Source organism: Chitinimonas sp. (assembly GCF_036568685.1).
GTDB lineage: Bacteria > Pseudomonadota > Gammaproteobacteria > Burkholderiales > Chitinimonadaceae > Chitinimonas.
The window spans coordinates 1-16,416 of record NZ_DATCSC010000107.1; the positions used below are offsets into that span (position 1 = coordinate 1).

Consider the following 16,416-nt stretch of genomic DNA (forward strand, 5'->3'; position numbering starts at 1 on the left):
AGGTCGATGCCGGCCATCACCAGCCCTAGGCGCTGGGCCAACCGTATGCAGCGCTGGGCCACCTCATCCGGCAGCCGGTCGGCCTCCATACCGGCGGCGCAGCCTTCCCTCTCTGCATAGCGGTAGTCGGTGGCACGCGAATCGATACGCGTACAGAACGCTTGCTTATCCACCACATGCACCCGGTAGTTCACGCCGGGGATATAGGCCTGGAACAAGGTGGGCAGCACCCGTATCCGGTCCAGCCGCGCTTCGTGCTCGCCTTCCAGCGGGGTGACAATGCTGCGCAGACCGCTGGCCGATTTGAACACCAGCCGGCGGTGCTGGCGGCGGAAAGCCAGTACCTCGTCCGGGTCGTTGCTGATCAACGAGGGCGGAATATTGAAGCCGGCGGCCAGTATCTGCTGCGCCTGCCAGGTCTTGGCACCATTGGAGCAACCTGCCGCCAGGCGGTTGGCCACGCGTAGTGGCGCCACCTCCAGCCAGGCGTTCAGGGCATCGACAAAATAGTGGTCGTGCAGTACGCCGTGCGGCCCGCCCGCCTTGTCACGCACCAGCGAGGCCGGGATGGCGCGGGTATAGGCGCCGGTGCAGGTGGTGAGGTCGAACTCGCTGCTGCCGCTCCACCAGCGGGCAAAGCACTGGCCGCGGCGTATGCCGATCTCAACGTCCTGTCCGGTCAGCTGGCGCTGGTCGATGATGAGCTGGGGCAGGCCCAGCCGCTTGGCGGCGGCAATGGCCATGGCCAGGGGAGATTCGTCTGCCACGCCGACAAAGAGAATGGGGCCCTTCATATCTGCCGCTCCAGTTCGTGCGCCAGCCAGCCGGCGCAGGCCCGCTGGCTGGCCGGTGTATCGAGCGGTGGCTGGGCCAACAGCTCCACCAGCACCCAGCCCGCTTCTCCGCGCCGGAAGCACAGCGCCGCGTAGTACAGGCCTAGCGCCTGCACCAGGCCTATGCTCTGCGCCGCCAGTACCAGGCCGGCGGCATCGTCGTCGTAGCCCAGGGCCTGTTCGCCGAACACGTGGCACCAGTGTATGGGCGCCTCGCTGCCTGCCCAGTACCAGCCGGCCACATTGCTGCCGGCCGGGTAACGGCTGCCGCCCAGGCGCTGCAGCCCCGCGCCGCCACCGCGCCGGGTGGCGGAAAGGACGGCGAAGTCCCCTACCGCCATACCCCGCGCGGCGGCCAGGCAGCGCCAGCCAAGAGGGTGCAGCGCCGGCTCGTATTCCTGGCCATGCTGCGGCAGGTTGGCTACCGCCACCGGCAGGCTGTTGAGCCAGCTGCAGAGCAAGGCGTGGAATTCCGCCGTGGCGTATTCGCGATCCAGCGCCGAGGACGTGGCGAAGGCTGGTGGTGGCAGGCCGGGAAGGCGGTTGAGCACCACCCCGATCTGCTCGTCCTCCAGCCGCCGGCCATCGGCCAGCCGCAGGGTGGTATGGGTGGCGGCATCGACCGCATGCCGCCAGCTTGCGCCAGCCAGTTCAGCCATGCCGGTGCGGAGTACCGGCACACCCTGCTGCCGCAGGGTGGCGCCGATGGCCTCCGCGCCGGCATCGCCCGGCTCGGCCAATAACAAAGCCAGATCGCGCGCCATGGCCTTAGCCCTGCGGCCTATCCAAGAGCCGCTTGCCACCGCTGGCCTGCGGGTCGAAGGCATCGTCCGCATGCCCCAGCGCACTGGCGCTCAGGTCCGGCCGCAAGCTGGTGGGGATAAACGGCTCGGCCCCCCCATGCCCCAGCAGCATGGCCTCCAGGTTGGCGACCCGGGCCTCCAACCCGCCGAGATGGCCCAGGCCGCCGCCGGTGCCAGGGTCGATAGGCCGGTCGACCGGCTTGTCCACCTGCTTGTCGACCTGCTTCTCGCTAAAGCCCTTGTCGAGGCCCACGCTCTTGTCGGTGATGGGCTTTTCCTTGAGCTTGTCGACATTGACGTTCTTGTCGACGATCTCCTTCTGGTGCTCCTTCTGCAGTTCCTTGGCCAGCTCCTTGTCCTTGATGAACTCCTTCTTGAGCTTGATGGTGCAGCTCACCCGCAAGTTGGCGCTCATCACCGGGGCGGAGGCACCGATGCCGGTCACCGCCACGCAGGTGTTCTGGCCGGAATAGGACTGCGAATTGGGCGTGGAGGTATTGGTGAAGGAGGTATTGTTGCTGCTGCCCGGGAACGGGTCGCCGGCATCCCCGCGGTTATGGTCCAGCTCCATATCGCGCTTGCCATCGGCCTGCATGAGGGCGACCTTGTAGTGGGCCTCGTTGGTATTGCCGGCCACGCTGTCGTCGATATGCCAGATCAGGAGGCCGTCAGCGGGCATGGAAGCATCAAAGCCCGTACGCTGGCGGTTCTCCACCAGGAAGTATTCGCTACCGGCTGCGCCGTCCTTCCACAGCCGGTAGACCACGCCGCTGTCCTTCACGTCGGCGATGTTCTTTACGCCATTGCTGGTGATATTGACCACGCTGGCCCAGCCCTGGTTGGCCTTGCACCAGGCCGAGGGGTGTACCGGGGTATTGCCGCCACCGCCCCAGCTGCCGCCCGACATCAAACACCAGTTGCCTATGCCTTCCGAGGTGTAGTCGGTGTCGTAAAGGTCGGGGAAGCCGAACAGCAAATGGCCCAGCTCATGGCAGCACACACCGATCTTGGAATCTTCCGGCACCGTGAGGTAGGCAAACACCTTGGTGCCGTCCACGCTCTGCGCACCACCCGCCAGCGTCCATTTGTGCGACCAGATATCACTGGAACTACCGGTTACCTCGGCACCAGGGCCGGCATGGACCACGATAAAGGCATCGACAAAGCCGTTGCCGTCGTTGTCGTAGAGGCCGAAGTTCACCGTGGCATTGGCGGCCAGCAACGCATCTCGCGCCATGGTCTGGGCATTGGGCTGCACGCCGCCGGTACCGGATGCGCCGTGGGCGTACTGGGCCAGGGTCTGCGGCATGCGGAAGGGGCCGACCACCTGGCCCTGGATGTCGATCTGGCCTCGGGTCACGTCGGTGTAGTACTCGCGCACGCTCTTGGTCGGGATCACCCCGGTGGAGAAAAACAGCTGCTCGAAGTGGGCGTTGGTCTGGGTCATGGGCTTGTCGCTGAAGTCCACCAGCACCACGATCACCCTGACCACACCGTGCAGCGGCGCGCGCTCGGCGGCGGCGCTGCGGATCATGCTGGGTGGGGCCCCGAGCGGGAAGTCCGAGGGCGGAAAGATCATGCCGTCGTTGAAGCCGTCATGCCGGGGCTCGGAGGCGCGCATCTGCAGGGGGGCCATAAAGTCCTTGGCCTTGCTGCGCATGGTGGCCAGCTCCTTGTGCAGCTTGTCGGCCAGCTCGGGCGCGGGTGCCACCATGCAACGCTGGCCGTCGTCGCTCAGCTTGGCCTGCTGGTAGATATGGCGGAGTTCGGTCGGTTTGGACCGGCGGTAGTTCAGGGTAGCCATGACATCATTCTCCATAAGGGATAGGGATGCCGAGATTCAAGCGAAGCCGCTCCCCTGCCGGACGATGGCAAAGCCAAGGCCAAGCTGCGGGCGGACTTTCATTGGAGGTATGGGTACAACGGGATGGCCCGGTAACACGTGCTGCTGCACCGGTAGGCTGGATCGTGCGTGCTGCCTCTCATCAATACCCGTGCCACCAGGGCTCACGGGTCTGTGCCTTTCCACCTGCACCCCCACCCTAGCCGGCGGAGCACTGCAGCGTGGAATCCCTCTCGCCCCACCCTGCGGTCGTCTGCCTCATGGGCAGCCCGCTAAGGGGGCGAGCCGGACCTTTGCAGTCCTTGGATTTGGAATGGCGGCATCCTATACCCCGCCTATGCCGCATCGCATCCCCCATATGGATGAGGAAGACCGGATTGGCGATGAACGGCGTTTGGGGGTGAAATTTGTGCTCAGGGTGCGCCGACTGCCGCCGGCACCGCGTCACATTCCAGCGCACGCCTGGTACTGCCGCGGACCGAGAAACGTACCGCATTGGCGACCTGCTGTCCCTCGCCATCCAGCAGCTTCAAGGTCCAGCTACCGGGTTGTGGTGCCCAGGCGCTACCGGCAGGCAGGGTCTGGCGGCAAGGGCTGGGCAGGCTGCGCTCGAGCTGCCAGCGGTAGCGCGGGTCCGAGGGTTCGCTGCGCAGTACCACGCGCTCCACCGCTGGCGGCAGGTCAGGGTCCAGCGCAATCACCAAGCCGTTTCCGGGGTACTGGATACGTGGCGGGGCTGGTGCGGCGGATTCGTCCGCCGCCTGGTCGGCCCGGGCAATCTCCTGCGTCTCGGTACCACGCACAAACCACTCGCGCCGCGCCGCCTCCTGCACACCCTTGAAGTGCACCATGCTGGCCACTACCCCGGCCGGGGCCTTGGGTGGCTGGCCTGGGTCGGCCTCCTGCAGGGCCTGCACCAGGTCGCGCCAGACAGGCGCGGCACCGTGCATGCCCGATACATCCCACATCGGCTCGCCCGAGAAATTCCCCACCCATACGCCCACGGTATAGCGACGGGTGTAGCCCATGCACCAGTTGTCGCGCATATCCTTGCTGGTGCCGGTTTTGACCGCCGACCAGACACGGGTGGCGAGGGTGTTTTCAAGGTCGAAGGTCGGCGCACGGGCACCGCGGTCGGAGAGGATATCGCCCACCACAAAGGCCGCCGCTGGCGAGAGCGCACGGCGCCCCTCCCCTGCGGGGCGCGGCTCGCCCGGCAGCAGCGGCGCAACCGGGCTCCACTGGCCGCCATTGGCCAAGGCCCGGTAGGCATTGGCCAGATCCAGAAGGCGCACATCGGCCCCACCGAGCGCCAGGCCAAAGCCGTAGTGGTCGGCCGGTTTGTCGAGCGTATCCAGCCCCAGCAGCTTGAGCCGCTGGTAGAAGGGCTCCACCCCGGTGAGCAGCAACGTGCGCACCGCCGGCACGTTGAGGCTGGACGCGAGCGCAGTCCGCGCGCTGACCCAGCCCTTGAACTGCCGGTCGTAGTTCTGCGGCACATAGGCACCGTTGGCGGCAGTCAGCGCCAAGGGCGAGTCATGCAGCAGCGAGGCAGCGGTCAGCCGGCGCTGTTCCAGTGCGAGGCCGTAGAGAAAGGGCTTGAGCGTGGAGCCGGCCTGGCGCGGCGCCAGCACGCCGTCCACCTGCGGCGCGTCCGAGATCAGCCCGCTGGAGCCGACCCAGGCCACCACTTCACCGGTGGCGTTGTCGAGCACGATGGCGGCGCCATCTTCCACATTCTGCTTGCGCAGCTCGCGCAGGTGGGCGGTCAGGCTCTCCACCGCCAGACGCTGGATGCGGGCGTCGAGCGTAGTGCGCAGTACCGGCATGCCGGCGGGGTTGGCCAGCGGCGCCGGCCGTTTGCCCCAGGCCTCGATGGCTTTGCGCGCCAAGTGCGGCGCCAGTTCCTGACCGGGCACGCGGCCATAGCCGGGCTTGTCGCCCAGGGCGATCATGGCCCGTGCACGTACGCTGCGGCAGTCCGGCCGGTTGCCGGCACCCAGTTGTTCTTCATCCAGTGCCAGCGCAATGCCGCAGGCGCGCTCGGCCACCCGCTCGGCATTGGCCTGCGGCTGCCGTACCAAGGCCGACAGCAGCACTGCCTCGGTCCAGTCCAGGCCATCCGGCGCCTTGCCAAACCAGAGCTGGCTGGCGGCACGCAGGCCGCTGGCCTCGCCGCGTAGCGGCATGAGGTTCAAGTAGGCTTCCAGTATCTGCCGCTTGCTCCAGGTCTTTTCGATGCTACGGGCCGCCAGCGCCTGGTCCCACTTCTGTCCCAGGTTACGGCGGCTGCCGGGTGCCGCACGCAGGGCCGGGTCCAACAGACCCGCCAGCTGCATAGTGAGGGTGGAGGCACCGCGCACCGTCTGGCCACCCTGCTGGTTGCTCCAGGCAGCCTGTGCGAGCGCCGCCCAGTCCACCCCGCCATGCTCCCAGAAGCGCTGGTCTTCGGCGGTGACAAGGGCCACCTGCAGGGTGGGCGAGACTTCGTCCAGCGCCACCCAGGGCAGGCGCCGCACGCCGTAGTCGTGCCGCACGGTCTGCAGCGGGGCACCGGTACGGTCCGCCACCAGCCAGTCGCTGGTACGGTAGGCCGCCTTCACGGCGGCAAAGTCCGGTGCGTCGGCCGCCCGGGCGGTGCCCGGAGCGGACAGGAGGGCCAGGCCAGCCAGCAGAGGCAACCCCGCTGGGCCAGCCCAACCGCGTTTACTGCTCCACATGCCAGTCCCCGTTCGGTGCCTCGCCAAAGTTCTCCGGCGCGTACATGGCTTCCACCCGGGTGGGCGGCAGCTTGAAGTCGCCGGCGTTGTTGAGGCGGAAGGTGTAGACCATATTGGCCTGCTTCCAGAAGTAGCCGTAGTAGGCGCGGTAGGCGTCAAAGGCGCGCTCGATATAGCTGGCCCAGCTGCCGGTACTGCCGCCGCCACTACCCTGCGCCAGTGCCGATTCACCCCCCAGGCCGCTGCCCAGGATGGTGGCGCCGGCCGGCACCGGGTCGTTCACCACCACCGAGGTCCAACTGGCAGGCGCGGTGATACTGAGTTCCACCCGCACCACGTCGCCACGGCTCCAGCGGCCGGGCACCTTCTGCTCCACGGCACTGATCTTCTTGTTCACGGTAAAGCCGCTGTAGACCGGCGCCGCGAGCTTGCGGGCCGCCAGGGTACGCACGGTGGCCCAGGGCTTGCCTGCGCCGTTCTGGGTAATGCTCACCGTGCCGCTGCCGCTGGCTGGCCAGTTGAAGCGGAAGCCCTGGCCCGGGTCGAGTACGTCCTTGCTGTTGGCCACGCTGGTACTGGCCTTGTCCCAGTTCAGGCTCTGGGCCGGCGTGCTGCTGCCAGCCAGGCTGATGGCGGTGCTGCCGGCCACCGTGGTCTTCTCGTACTTGCGGGCGAACTTGTCCAGCATCAGCGAGCCCCAGACGTTGGCCGGGGTCGTGTTCCAGGCACCACCGCGCTGGCGCGCCACCACACCGCGCACCAGCTTGGGCACATCGCGCTGGAAGGACGGCCGCTCCATCAGCGCGCTGATGGCACGGGCGGCGGTCGCATCGGGCGAGACCATCATCCACCACCAGTAGTCGCCACTCTCGTTGGCAAACTGGGTCAGGGTACCCGAGCTCACCATGCGGGTACGCAGCAACTGCTCGGCCTCGGCCAGGCGCTTGTCGCGGTTGGGCACTTGCGGCGTGCGCTGCAGGATGTTGAGCCAGTCCACCAATGCTCCGGTTGGCCAGTGGGCCGGGTCGAGCTGGATGGTGGCCAGCCGTGCTGGTGTGGCCTCGCCGTAGCGCGAGAGCGCTTCCAGGGCCGTCAGCTTGCGCATGACCAGATCGTTGCCCTTGCTCCAGCGCACTTCCGGGTTCTCCTGGATGCGGCCTTCCACAAAGCCCGCCAGACCGGCCAGCATGCGGCTGCGCGTCTCCAAGGGGATCTCGTAGCCGGCCTCGTGCGAGGCGGCCAGCAAGTAGGCAGTGAGCGGGATGGAAGTACGGTTGTAAGTCGTAGTGGGGTTGGGGTAGTACGCTGCCAGGCCGTTATCGTCGAGATAGGTTTCGATATGGCTCATCACGTCTGCCCAGCGGGCGCGGCTGGCAGTGGCGATGGACTTGGAGACCTTCTGCTCCAGGCAGATATAGGGATAGCTCTCCATATAGCTTCGCACGCCATCGCTGCTGGCGCCGAGCTTGCCCTTGAGGAAGACCTCCACCCCGCCGCGGCCGGGAATGGCATCCGCCGGCAGTTTGACCGGCACGCTATAGCTGCCGTTTACCTGCTCCAGCACGCTGCCCTGTACCGAGACACGGAAGCTGGGTAGTACCTTTTGGCTGGTCTTGAAGGCATCTTCGCTGCCACGCAGGCCACGCGCCCCCACTTGCCAATCAATGCCGCTGGCACCCGCCGGCACCGTGAGGTTCCAGGCCAGCTCGCGGCCCTCGCCCGGTTCCAGTGTCACGCTCTGCGGCGTAAGACCATTGATGGCCACGCGGTTGGCACCCACGACCACACCGGCGGCCGGCGTAACCGTGATGGTGTCCTTGGCCTCGCCCATATTGCGTACGGTAAAGCCGGCACGGAAGGTATCCGGGTCGCGCACCACGGGTGGCAGGCCGGAGAACAGCTGCACATCCTTGGTGGTGCGGATGCGCGCCCAGCCGGTACCGAACAGGTTGTTGCCCTGCGTGGCCACGGCCACGATGCGGATGGTGGTGAGCGAATCGTTCAGCGGCAGCTTGACCACGGCTTCGCCCTGGTCATCCAGCTTCACATTGGCATCCCACTTGATGAGCGTATCGAACAGCTCGCGGGTGGCTTGCTTGCCGCCGCCGCCGCCCGCTGGCAGGGCCTTGAGACCAAAGTGCCGCTTGCCGATCACCTCGGCCTGGGCGGTCGCGGTCTCTACCTCGTAGCCACGCTCGGCCATCATGCGCGCCAGTATCTGCCAGGAATCGTTACGTGCCAGTTCCAGCAGCGCCTCGTCCACCGCTGCGAGTACAAACTCGCCACCCTTGGCTGGCGTGCCGTCGGGCTTGACCACCTTGACCTTGACCGAGGCCTGCTCGCGGGTCTTGTAGACCGGCTTTTCGGGCGAGACGGTCACGCCCAGGGTGTAGCCGCTCTGCCCCACCTTGATGCCAGCAATGCCGAGCTTGTAGGCCGGCTTGCCCAGGTCTACCAGGGCGGTGGGTTGCACATCGCCCACCCGGCCGCGGATCAACAGCGCCGAGACGTAGACATTGGGGCCGTAGTTGGGCTTGATGGGTACGCTGATGGTGGGCTGGTTGCCGCTCACCGTGGTGACGAAGCGGTCGATCACCCCTTCACGTTCCACCGTCACCAACGCCGTTGCCTCACGGAAGGGCGAGCGGACCTGGAAGATCGCGGTTTCGCCCGGCTCGTAGGCCTTCTTCTCAGGGATCAGGTCGATACGGTCGGAATCGCCCTGGTCAAACCAGCCGTCGTCCGCCATGCCGGACCAGACGCTGGTACTGGCGTAGCTCTTGTTGCCGGCTTCGTCGCGGCCGGTCACTTCGATGATCAGCTCACCCGACTGCTGCTCGGCAGCCAGCTTGGGCGGGGCGAACTCGCAGCTGGCCTTGCCCTTGCCATCGGTCTTGCCCTTGCAGACCTCGCCCATGTCCTGCACTTCATAGTTCTGCTCGTAGCTATAGAAGCCGCCCACCAGCCGCTTGCGGTGGACGAAGGATTGGCGGTGCCAGACGTGTACCGAGTAGGCCGCCGCACGGGGCTTGAGCAAGGTATCGAGGGTGGCCACCCGTACCTTGACCGGGCTGCCGGGCTTGAGCCAGGAATCGGTACCCACCCCGGCCACCACGGCCGAGGGGAACCAGGCGGTGGTGGCGCTGGCGGCGTGGATCTCGCCGGAAGGATCGGTGAACTCCATCTCGCTGTAGATGCTGGCCGGCTGGCTGGAGGCCGGCACTTCCTTGACCGTCACCCGGCGGGTACCGCTCTTGTCGAGCTGCACATCGCGCTGGTCGTCGAACACCACCGCATTTTCCTCATTACGGCCATACCATTCGCCGGCCTTGATGCGGTCGGCCTCCAGCGGCGCGCCGCCAAAGCTGTAGTCGTCGAAGTCCACCGGGTTGAGGTAGGCGATGCGGCGCTGGCTGCGCACGCGTACCTTCTCGCCGCTTGCGCCGCCACCGGCAAGGTAGCTGAGCTTGAGGTCCAGCGGCAGCTCCTTGGCGGCCACCGCCGGCTTGCCGGCCGTGACCTCGCCCTTGAGCACCGGCAGGCGGAATTCGCCCACCTTGAAGCTGCCACCGCGCATATAGCCACCACCCCAGTAGCCGTCGTCGTCGCCATAGACCTTGGCGGCCTTCTTGTCGGCCTTGGCGTAGGTGATCCAGTAGCGGCCCAGCTTGGCGGCAGGCGGAATCTTCCAGCTGCTCTCGGCCGCGCCGTTCTTCCAGCTCAATGGCTGCTCGAACTGCTGGTCGTCACCCTCGAACTGGATCACCAGCTTGTCCGGCAGCTCCTCGGCCGCCACGGCACCAAAACCAGCCGTGGTATGGCGGCGGGCAAAATGCTTGATGTGCACCGTCTCGCCGGCACGGAACAGGGCACGGTCGAGCACGGCGTGGGTCATGATGCTAGGCAGCACATAACCGCCAGGCAGCTGGAAGCGCCAGTTTTCAATGCCACGCTGCCAGTGCGACAGCACAAAGGCCATGTCGTCCACGCCGCCCACCTTGGCACGGGCCGAGACATAGTAGCCATACACCCCGCTGGCGCAGCGGTTGGGGTTGGGTGGCAGGGCACGGCGGATCGCCATGGCGCCGTCGGCACCGGTATCGCCAAACGCGATCTGCTTGCCGGTGCAATCCCGCACCGAGATACGTGCGCCGGCTACCGGTTTGCCGGTATCGAGCGCCGTCACCCAGACGAGCTGGTTCTCCGGCGCGAGCTTGAGGTGGACCGAGAGGTTGGTATTCACCACCCGGGTCTGCACAAACATCGGCGCCTTCTTGCCGATCAGGCGGTCACCCAGAAAGCGCGATTCCCCCTCCACCACGTAGTAGCCGGGTTCGCCGAGCGGTATGCCCACCACCTCCATGGGCTTGGCACCGTTGGGCTTGGGCAGGAGCAGGGTACGGGCCTTGGGTTCCTTGAGCAGCAGCGAGCGTTCGCGGTAGTCACGCTGCTCATCGCTGCTCTTGCCGTTCTCGAACAAAGGGTCGCGCCCCATCCAGGCGATGATGTCTTCGTCCGTGGTCAACCGTACGATGCGCACCTTGGCGCCAGTGCCGGGCTTGCTGCCGTCGGCCGTGGCCAGCTTGCTGTCGGTCACCGGGTCGAGGTTGCGCAGGGTCACCGGCAGCATGCCACCAGCGTTGCGCTCGACTATGCCGAAGTCGGCAGCGAACTTGAGCAGGGGTGGGTAGTCGCCGGTCTTGACCGTCACCTTGGCCAGCCGGTCGCGGTTGGCCAGTGGGCGGCCATCGGCATCGCGCAGCTTGGCCGGTACCTGCAGGCTGTAGGTGCTGAGCGGCGCAAAGGGACCGCTGAATTCGGCCACCGTGCTCGGCTCGCCCTCTTCATATTCGTTGCGTGGCTGTACCTTGGCCTGCCACTTCTGGCCATTGGGGCCGACCAGGTAGATCTTGCCCAGGTCCTCTTCATTGATCTGGCCCGAGAAGCGCAGCTGCATGGGCGTGAAGGGCACGCAATCGGCGTCGGCATTCTCACGCTCGCAATTGACCGTGACAGAAAAAGCCGGCCGCACGCGGAATTCGCGCTGTAGTGGCAGCTTGCTGGCCAGGCCGGTAATGGTCTTGAAGCCGGCGTCCACATGCAGCACCACAATGGAACCCGAGGGCAGGCTGCGGCTGCATTGCAGCGCCACGATCTGGTTGGCCTGCGCCTGGCGGCCGTATTGCTTGAGGATCTCGGCCTTCAGCGCCGGGGCGATCTGCTTGGCCTTGACCTTCTCGCCCAAGCCCTCCACCCCGCACCAGGCACGCGATTCGATACTGCCGGCGTCGATCTGGGCCGTGCTCTGCAGGAGGAAGACCTGCTCTTCGTCGATCGCATAGGCATCGCGCTCGCCGGTGTCGATCCAGGCGTTGATCTCGGGCGCACCGGTATTGAAGCGATAGTTGGCGGCCGACTTGACCGCATTGCCTTCCAGATCCTTGAGGCCGGCCACGGGCTTGAACTCGCAGCGCACACCGGCCGGCAGGCCGTCGTCAAAGTCCAGCACCCAGGTCTGCTGGTCTATCCAGCGCGGGTTGCCGCGCAGCTTGCTGCCGGTACAGGACCAGCTGACCGGCGCCGCGGTATCGGGCTGGCCCAGCGCCTGCATGGGCGCATCGAACCCGACCGATACCTGCCGGACATTGGCCACGTCACCCTGCGGGGTGAAACGGTTCAGCGAGGTAGCGTGGGCCGCCAGCGCGAGGCCGGCAAACAAGAGCGCCGGCCACCATCGCCCCCCTCCCTTTTTCGCCCGTGCGTGGGCGTGCATAGGCCGTAGCGGCTGCGGCTTGAGGTGGCGCGGCATGTTTCTTCCTCTTCTCTCTTATCGTACGGGGAACCAACGTCTCATGATTGGACGTTCAGGTCTGCGTTGCAAATGACAATATCGTAACGCGGCGGAGTGTATCGTAACGCGGCGGAAGGTTTGCTAACTAAGGTGGGGTTTGGGTACTTGTACCTTGCATGATGGCAAGACCCACAAGCCAACAGCAAGAAAGCCAAGGGGAACGCATCCCGCCATTTCGACAGGATGGCCGAATCCTTCAAATGAAGGATGACCGCTACCGCGCAACCTCTGCCACACTGCGCAGCCCAGTGCCCCGGCAGAGGGCGCTGATTGATCTAGGAGTAGCAAAGTGCACTTGAAGCCCCTGCGCGCCCTCTTGGCGCTTGCCTTGCTCTGCCCTGTAGTACAGGCCAGTGAACCGACGCGCTATAGCGTGGCGCAGTTGCAGCAGGACTTCCTGGCCATGCAGGTGGCGATCGCCCGTACCCACCCGGATATCGGCCACTCCACCGACCAGGCCGCGCTGGCACAGGCCTACCGCAAGGTGGCCGTGCAGCTGCAGCGCCCCATGACGCGCGACGAAGCCTGGCGGGTGCTGGCCACCCTCAACCCGGTGTTTGCCGATGCCCACCTGACCGTGAACCAGCCAGACTGGCGCGGCCAGCTACGCAAGCAGGTGGATCAAGGTGGCACGCTGTTTCCCTTTGAAGTGGTGATCGACCAGGAAGGCGAGCCAAGGCTGCGTGCCGAGCTGGGCGGCAAGCCCACGGCGCTGGCCGGCCAGCGTATTAGCCTGATCAATGGTCGGGATGCCCGTGAGGTCGTGGCCACCCTGCTCGGTCTGGCCCACGGTGATACGCCGGCTTTCCGCCGCAATCTACTGGCCAAGCGCTGGGCTTATTACTACTGGAAGCAGTATGGCGAGGCCGAGACCTATGTACTGACCGTCGCAGACGCCGCGGGTAAACGCCAGAACCTGACCTTGCCCGGTGGCAAGGCGCTGCCCGAGCAGGTGCAGACCGATACCGATTTCGAGCGCCAGTTCCAGTTCAAGCTCCTGTCTGGCAACGCCGCGCTGCTCACCATCAAGGCCTTCTCCTGGGCCGACAAGAACCGCTATTTCGACTTTACCAAGCGGGCCTTTGCGCAGATGCATGATGCTGGCGTGGAGACGCTGTTGATCGATATCCGCGACAACGGTGGTGGCGATGACGATATGTGGAAGCAGGGCCTGTTGCGTTATATCGCCGAGCGGCCCTACCAGAATGGATCGAGTTACCTCAAGAAGGTACTGACCGGCCGCGCCGGACCCGGTGAGCAGGTGGGGGACGTGGTACAGGGCAGCATACAGAGCTGGGAGCAACCGGAACCAAGCAATCCGCTGCACTTCGCTGGCAAGGTCTATGTGCTGGTGGGTGCCGGTACCTATTCCTCGGCCATCCTGTTCAGCAATGCGGTACAAGACTACGGTTTTGCCCAACTGGCCGGCAGCGGCGGTTATGCACGTACCCAGCAGAGCGGCGGTATCCAGGTCACCGCCTTACCCAACACGGGCCTCGAAGTGGTGGCGCCGCGCTTTATCCTGAACCGCAGCTCAGGCAAGGCGGAGCCCAAGCTGGTCACACCGGATATCGCCCTGCCCCTCGACCCGATGGACGAGCAAGGCCAGGTCAAGGCCCTGCTCATACAACTGCAAGGCAGCTAGCTCGCTCAGCGCGCCGGTTGGGTGTCTGCAAACTGCCCCAACTCGCGCAGCGCTGCGGCGTCGCGCACATTCTTCTGGATCGCTACCGCCGCAAACAGGCTGAGCACGAAAGACATGCCGTAGAAGCCCTTCTCGCTGAGGTTGAGGCTGGCGTTCCAGAGCCCGGTACCCAGAAGCAGCAGGCAGGCGATCAGCGATACCCAGCAAAGACCAAAGTAGAGGCCGGAGACCGCCAGGCCTTCGAGTTTGTCGCGTACCGACTTCTGTAGCGAGATGGCGGCGAACAGGCCGTACATGAGCAGGGTGAGGTAGAAGCCCTTCTCGTTGAGCTGCAGGGCAGAATTCCAGAGACCCGCAAGGTAGGTGACGGCGCCCAGCAGCAAGGCAGCCCAGGATGCGCCGACGAAGGCACCGGAGGGGCGTGGCAGGGTTTGTTTCATTTTCTCTCCCGTTATTGGCCTGGGCTGACAGCCCAGTGCAAGCGACGGCGGGAGTTTGCCAGCAAGCGCGCCAGCGCGAATCCTCCATACGGGGGAAGCAGGCTGGCGCTACCGGGCGGTGCAGAAATCGATACCAAACGGCCGTACGAGCACCTGCGCCGAGCGACACGCTGCCCCCTGCGGGAGATGATGCGGCCTTATTCGACCTCGACCAGCAGGTCTTCGGCGTAACGGGCCAGCGAGCGGTTGTAACGTGGCAGGTATTGCGCCAGGGCAGTCAGGCTATGCGATACCGCCTGGCGCTCACGACCAAGCTGGGTGAGGGCCAGGGCCAGAAAGCCGCGCACGGCACCATCGAGCTCGTCCGAGCCCATCAGCAGTTCGCTGCTCAGCAGTGCCACGGCTTCCTCGGCCTCGCCCAGGTTGCGCAGCGAGCTTGCGAGCTGAATAGTGGCGCGGCGGCGGCGCAGGCCGGTAACGCCTGCAGCCAGGGCGGCGCGGTAGAGCGGTACGGCCAGCTCAGGGCTGCCGGTGGAATCGTGTGCGCTGCCGCGCTCGAACAGACCAATCGGGTGGCCGGCGGGCAGTTCCGTGGTCAGCGCTTCCATGCAGGCGACAAAGTCGTCCGCTTCCACGCGATCAAGCTGCTTCCACAGTTCGGCAAGCCGCAGTTCCCAATCGGCCAGTGCATTGGCATCCATACTTGTCCCTCATTATGTTCTGGCGAGCTGCCAACTCGCGGCCCATGAATGTACAAGCAAAGTCTGATGGATTTGTATTTCAGGTGTGCTGACGGGCCCAACTGTCGGCTTGTTGCCACATTGAAGGAGCCTCAGCCCCGTCCCTGCCCCGGCCCATTCCTGCGCCGGAACCAGCGCCGTAGCGCCCCGCGGGCGCCAAGGGTCATCAGCGTATAGGCGCCGTACTTCACAAGCTTGCCAGCAAACACGGCAAGGCCGATCTGCCAGAGGCTGGCCTGGCTCAGTGCGGTGATCAGCACCACGGGGGTTTGCGGGATGGGCAGCGCCGCAAAGACGAGCAGCGCCCAGGGGCCGTACTGCGCCACGCGGGCCTCGTGGGCTTGCCATTCCGGCTGCTGCATCAGCCCCGGCATGGCATGTTCGATAAAGGGTGTGCCCTGCCACTGCACCAGCGCCGCCAAGAGGAGTGCACCGCAGGTGGCGCCCAGGCAGGCAAACAGCCAGACGCTGCGCCAGCGCTGCGGCGCAATCAGCAATGCGGCGCAGAGAATGGGGCCGTAGGGGTAGAGCCCGGTGGCATTGGAAGGCAAGGCCAGCGCCGCCACCGCCAGCGGATAGTAGGGGCTGTGCTGCAATGCCAGCAGCCAGCCATGCCAAAGGGCAGCAAAGCGACCAGCCTTGGGCGGAGTGGTGTGTGGCACGCGGCGTTTGACCTCAGGGCGTCGCCAAGCCACCCAGCACCTGCCGCACAAAGGGGTAGCAGGCCTCGCCACGCACAAAGCCTATGGCCTCAAAGAAACGGTGCGCTTCGGTACGGCTGGCCTTGTCGCCAAGGCGGAGCAAGGGGTAGCCGGCCGCCAATGCCCAGTCTTGCGCCCGTTCTACCAACTGGCGGCCTATGCCCCGGCGCTGAAAGCCGCCGGCCACCGCCAGGGTGCTGATCTCGGCATGGCTCTCGCCAGCAATGGCGCGTATGCCATGAACCTGGCACAGGCCCACGATCCAGCCTTCCAGCTCGGCCACGCAGACCAGTTGCTCCTGGGTCGTCGCCAGCCGGCTGAAACGCTCGGCAATATCGTCAACGGTCAGCACCGGCCCCTGCTCGGACAAAAGCTCGGCCACGGCCTTGGCATCGGTCACGGACATGGGACGGAGTTGGACGGTCAGTTTCATGGTGACAGACCTCGGGATGTTCCTACATGGATAGCGCCCGCTCAGCTGCAGAGCAAGCCTAATCAAGGGTCAGTCGACGATGAACAGCGTAGCCCCGGTCTCGGTGGAGGAGCGGTGCGGCTCGGCACCATCGGCCACCTGGTAGCTCATACCGGGCTTGAGGGTGTAGCTGCGGCCGTCTTCGAGCTCGGTATGCAATTCGCCCGAGAGGCAAAGCAGGATATGCCCCTTCACGCACCAGTGGTCAGCCAGATAGCCTGGCGTGTATTCCACCATGCGGACTCGCACCTTACCGAACTGCTGCATGCGCCAATAGGCCATGCCGCGCTCACCACGGTGCTCGGTCCGCTCAATCGTGGACCAGTCGGTGGTGCCAAAGGGGATGTCGGTCAGTTGCATGGGCGGCC

General features: G+C 65.7%; 11 protein-coding genes. 1 reads left to right on the forward strand and 10 read right to left on the reverse strand.

All coding sequences use genetic code 11. The features are described 5' to 3' along the window. From VIM95_RS15420 to VIM95_RS15440, 5 genes are all read right to left on the reverse strand, one after another. On the reverse strand, nt 1–794 hold a 794-nt coding region (locus tag VIM95_RS15420), incomplete at its 3' end, for a hypothetical protein (protein WP_331987401.1). Further along, the gene (locus VIM95_RS15425; protein WP_331987404.1) at nt 791–1,597 is read right to left on the reverse strand and encodes a hypothetical protein; all 807 of its coding nucleotides are present in this window, start codon (nt 1,595–1,597) and stop codon (nt 791–793) included. The genes VIM95_RS15425 and VIM95_RS15420, both read right to left, overlap by 4 nt. A gap of 4 nt (nt 1,598–1,601) precedes the next feature. Further along, complete coding sequence (locus VIM95_RS15430) at nt 1,602–3,440, reverse strand: M6 family metalloprotease domain-containing protein (RefSeq protein WP_331987408.1); 1,839 nt, start codon at nt 3,438–3,440, stop codon at nt 1,602–1,604. A gap of 452 nt (nt 3,441–3,892) precedes the next feature. After that, nucleotides 3,893–6,160: a penicillin-binding protein 1C gene (pbpC, locus tag VIM95_RS15435; protein ID WP_331987412.1), complete on the reverse strand. Its 2,268-nt coding sequence runs from the start codon at nt 6,158–6,160 to the stop codon at nt 3,893–3,895. A 25-nt stretch (nt 6,161–6,185) separates the two neighbouring features. Further along, complete coding sequence (locus VIM95_RS15440) at nt 6,186–12,008, reverse strand: alpha-2-macroglobulin family protein (protein ID WP_331987414.1); 5,823 nt, start codon at nt 12,006–12,008, stop codon at nt 6,186–6,188. A gap of 331 nt (nt 12,009–12,339) precedes the next feature. Here VIM95_RS15440 and VIM95_RS15445 point away from each other — a divergent pair, with 331 nt between their 5' ends. After that, nucleotides 12,340–13,695 carry a S41 family peptidase gene (locus tag VIM95_RS15445; protein ID WP_331987416.1) on the forward strand — a complete coding sequence of 452 codons (1,356 nt, stop codon included), beginning with the start codon at nt 12,340–12,342 and terminating at the stop codon, nt 13,693–13,695. Between the two features lie 5 nt (nt 13,696–13,700). On the opposite strand, the gene yiaA is transcribed toward VIM95_RS15445, so the two are convergent. The 5 genes from yiaA to VIM95_RS15470 form a co-directional block, all read right to left on the reverse strand. Next, nucleotides 13,701–14,135 (reverse strand): inner membrane protein YiaA, encoded by a 435-nt coding sequence (yiaA, locus tag VIM95_RS15450; RefSeq protein WP_331987418.1) that lies wholly within the window; start codon nt 14,133–14,135, stop codon nt 13,701–13,703. 197 nt (nt 14,136–14,332) lie between these two features. Continuing rightward, complete coding sequence (locus tag VIM95_RS15455; protein ID WP_331987420.1) at nt 14,333–14,836, reverse strand: tetratricopeptide repeat protein; 504 nt, start codon at nt 14,834–14,836, stop codon at nt 14,333–14,335. A 131-nt stretch (nt 14,837–14,967) separates the two neighbouring features. Beyond that, nucleotides 14,968–15,570, reverse strand: a complete 603-nt coding sequence (locus VIM95_RS15460; protein WP_331987422.1) for a VTT domain-containing protein — start codon at nt 15,568–15,570, stop codon at nt 14,968–14,970. Next, a complete protein-coding gene (locus tag VIM95_RS15465; protein WP_331987424.1) occupies nt 15,551–16,009 on the reverse strand; it encodes a GNAT family N-acetyltransferase in 459 nt (152 codons plus the stop codon). The genes VIM95_RS15460 and VIM95_RS15465 overlap by 20 nt, the downstream gene beginning before the upstream one ends. Nucleotides 16,010–16,078: 69 nt before the next feature. After that, a complete protein-coding gene (locus VIM95_RS15470; RefSeq protein WP_331987426.1) occupies nt 16,079–16,408 on the reverse strand; it encodes a DHCW motif cupin fold protein in 330 nt (109 codons plus the stop codon). Nucleotides 16,409–16,416 lie beyond the last annotated feature (8 nt).

Bases quoted from the DNA above. Each gene is read 5' to 3' on its own strand.
- VIM95_RS15425 (WP_331987404.1), bottom strand. From the start codon at position 1,597: ATGGCGCGCGATCTGGCTTTGTTATTGGCCGAGCCGGGCGATGCCGGC.
- VIM95_RS15430 (WP_331987408.1), bottom strand. From the start codon at position 3,440: ATGGCTACCCTGAACTACCGCCGGTCCAAACCGACCGAACTCCGCCAT.
- VIM95_RS15440 (WP_331987414.1), bottom strand. From the start codon at position 12,008: ATGCCGCGCCACCTCAAGCCGCAGCCGCTACGGCCTATGCACGCCCAC.
- yiaA (WP_331987418.1), bottom strand. From the start codon at position 14,135: ATGAAACAAACCCTGCCACGCCCCTCCGGTGCCTTCGTCGGCGCATCC.
- VIM95_RS15455 (WP_331987420.1), bottom strand. From the start codon at position 14,836: ATGGATGCCAATGCACTGGCCGATTGGGAACTGCGGCTTGCCGAACTG.
- VIM95_RS15465 (WP_331987424.1), bottom strand. From the start codon at position 16,009: ATGAAACTGACCGTCCAACTCCGTCCCATGTCCGTGACCGATGCCAAG.
- VIM95_RS15470 (WP_331987426.1), bottom strand. From the start codon at position 16,408: ATGCAACTGACCGACATCCCCTTTGGCACCACCGACTGGTCCACGATT.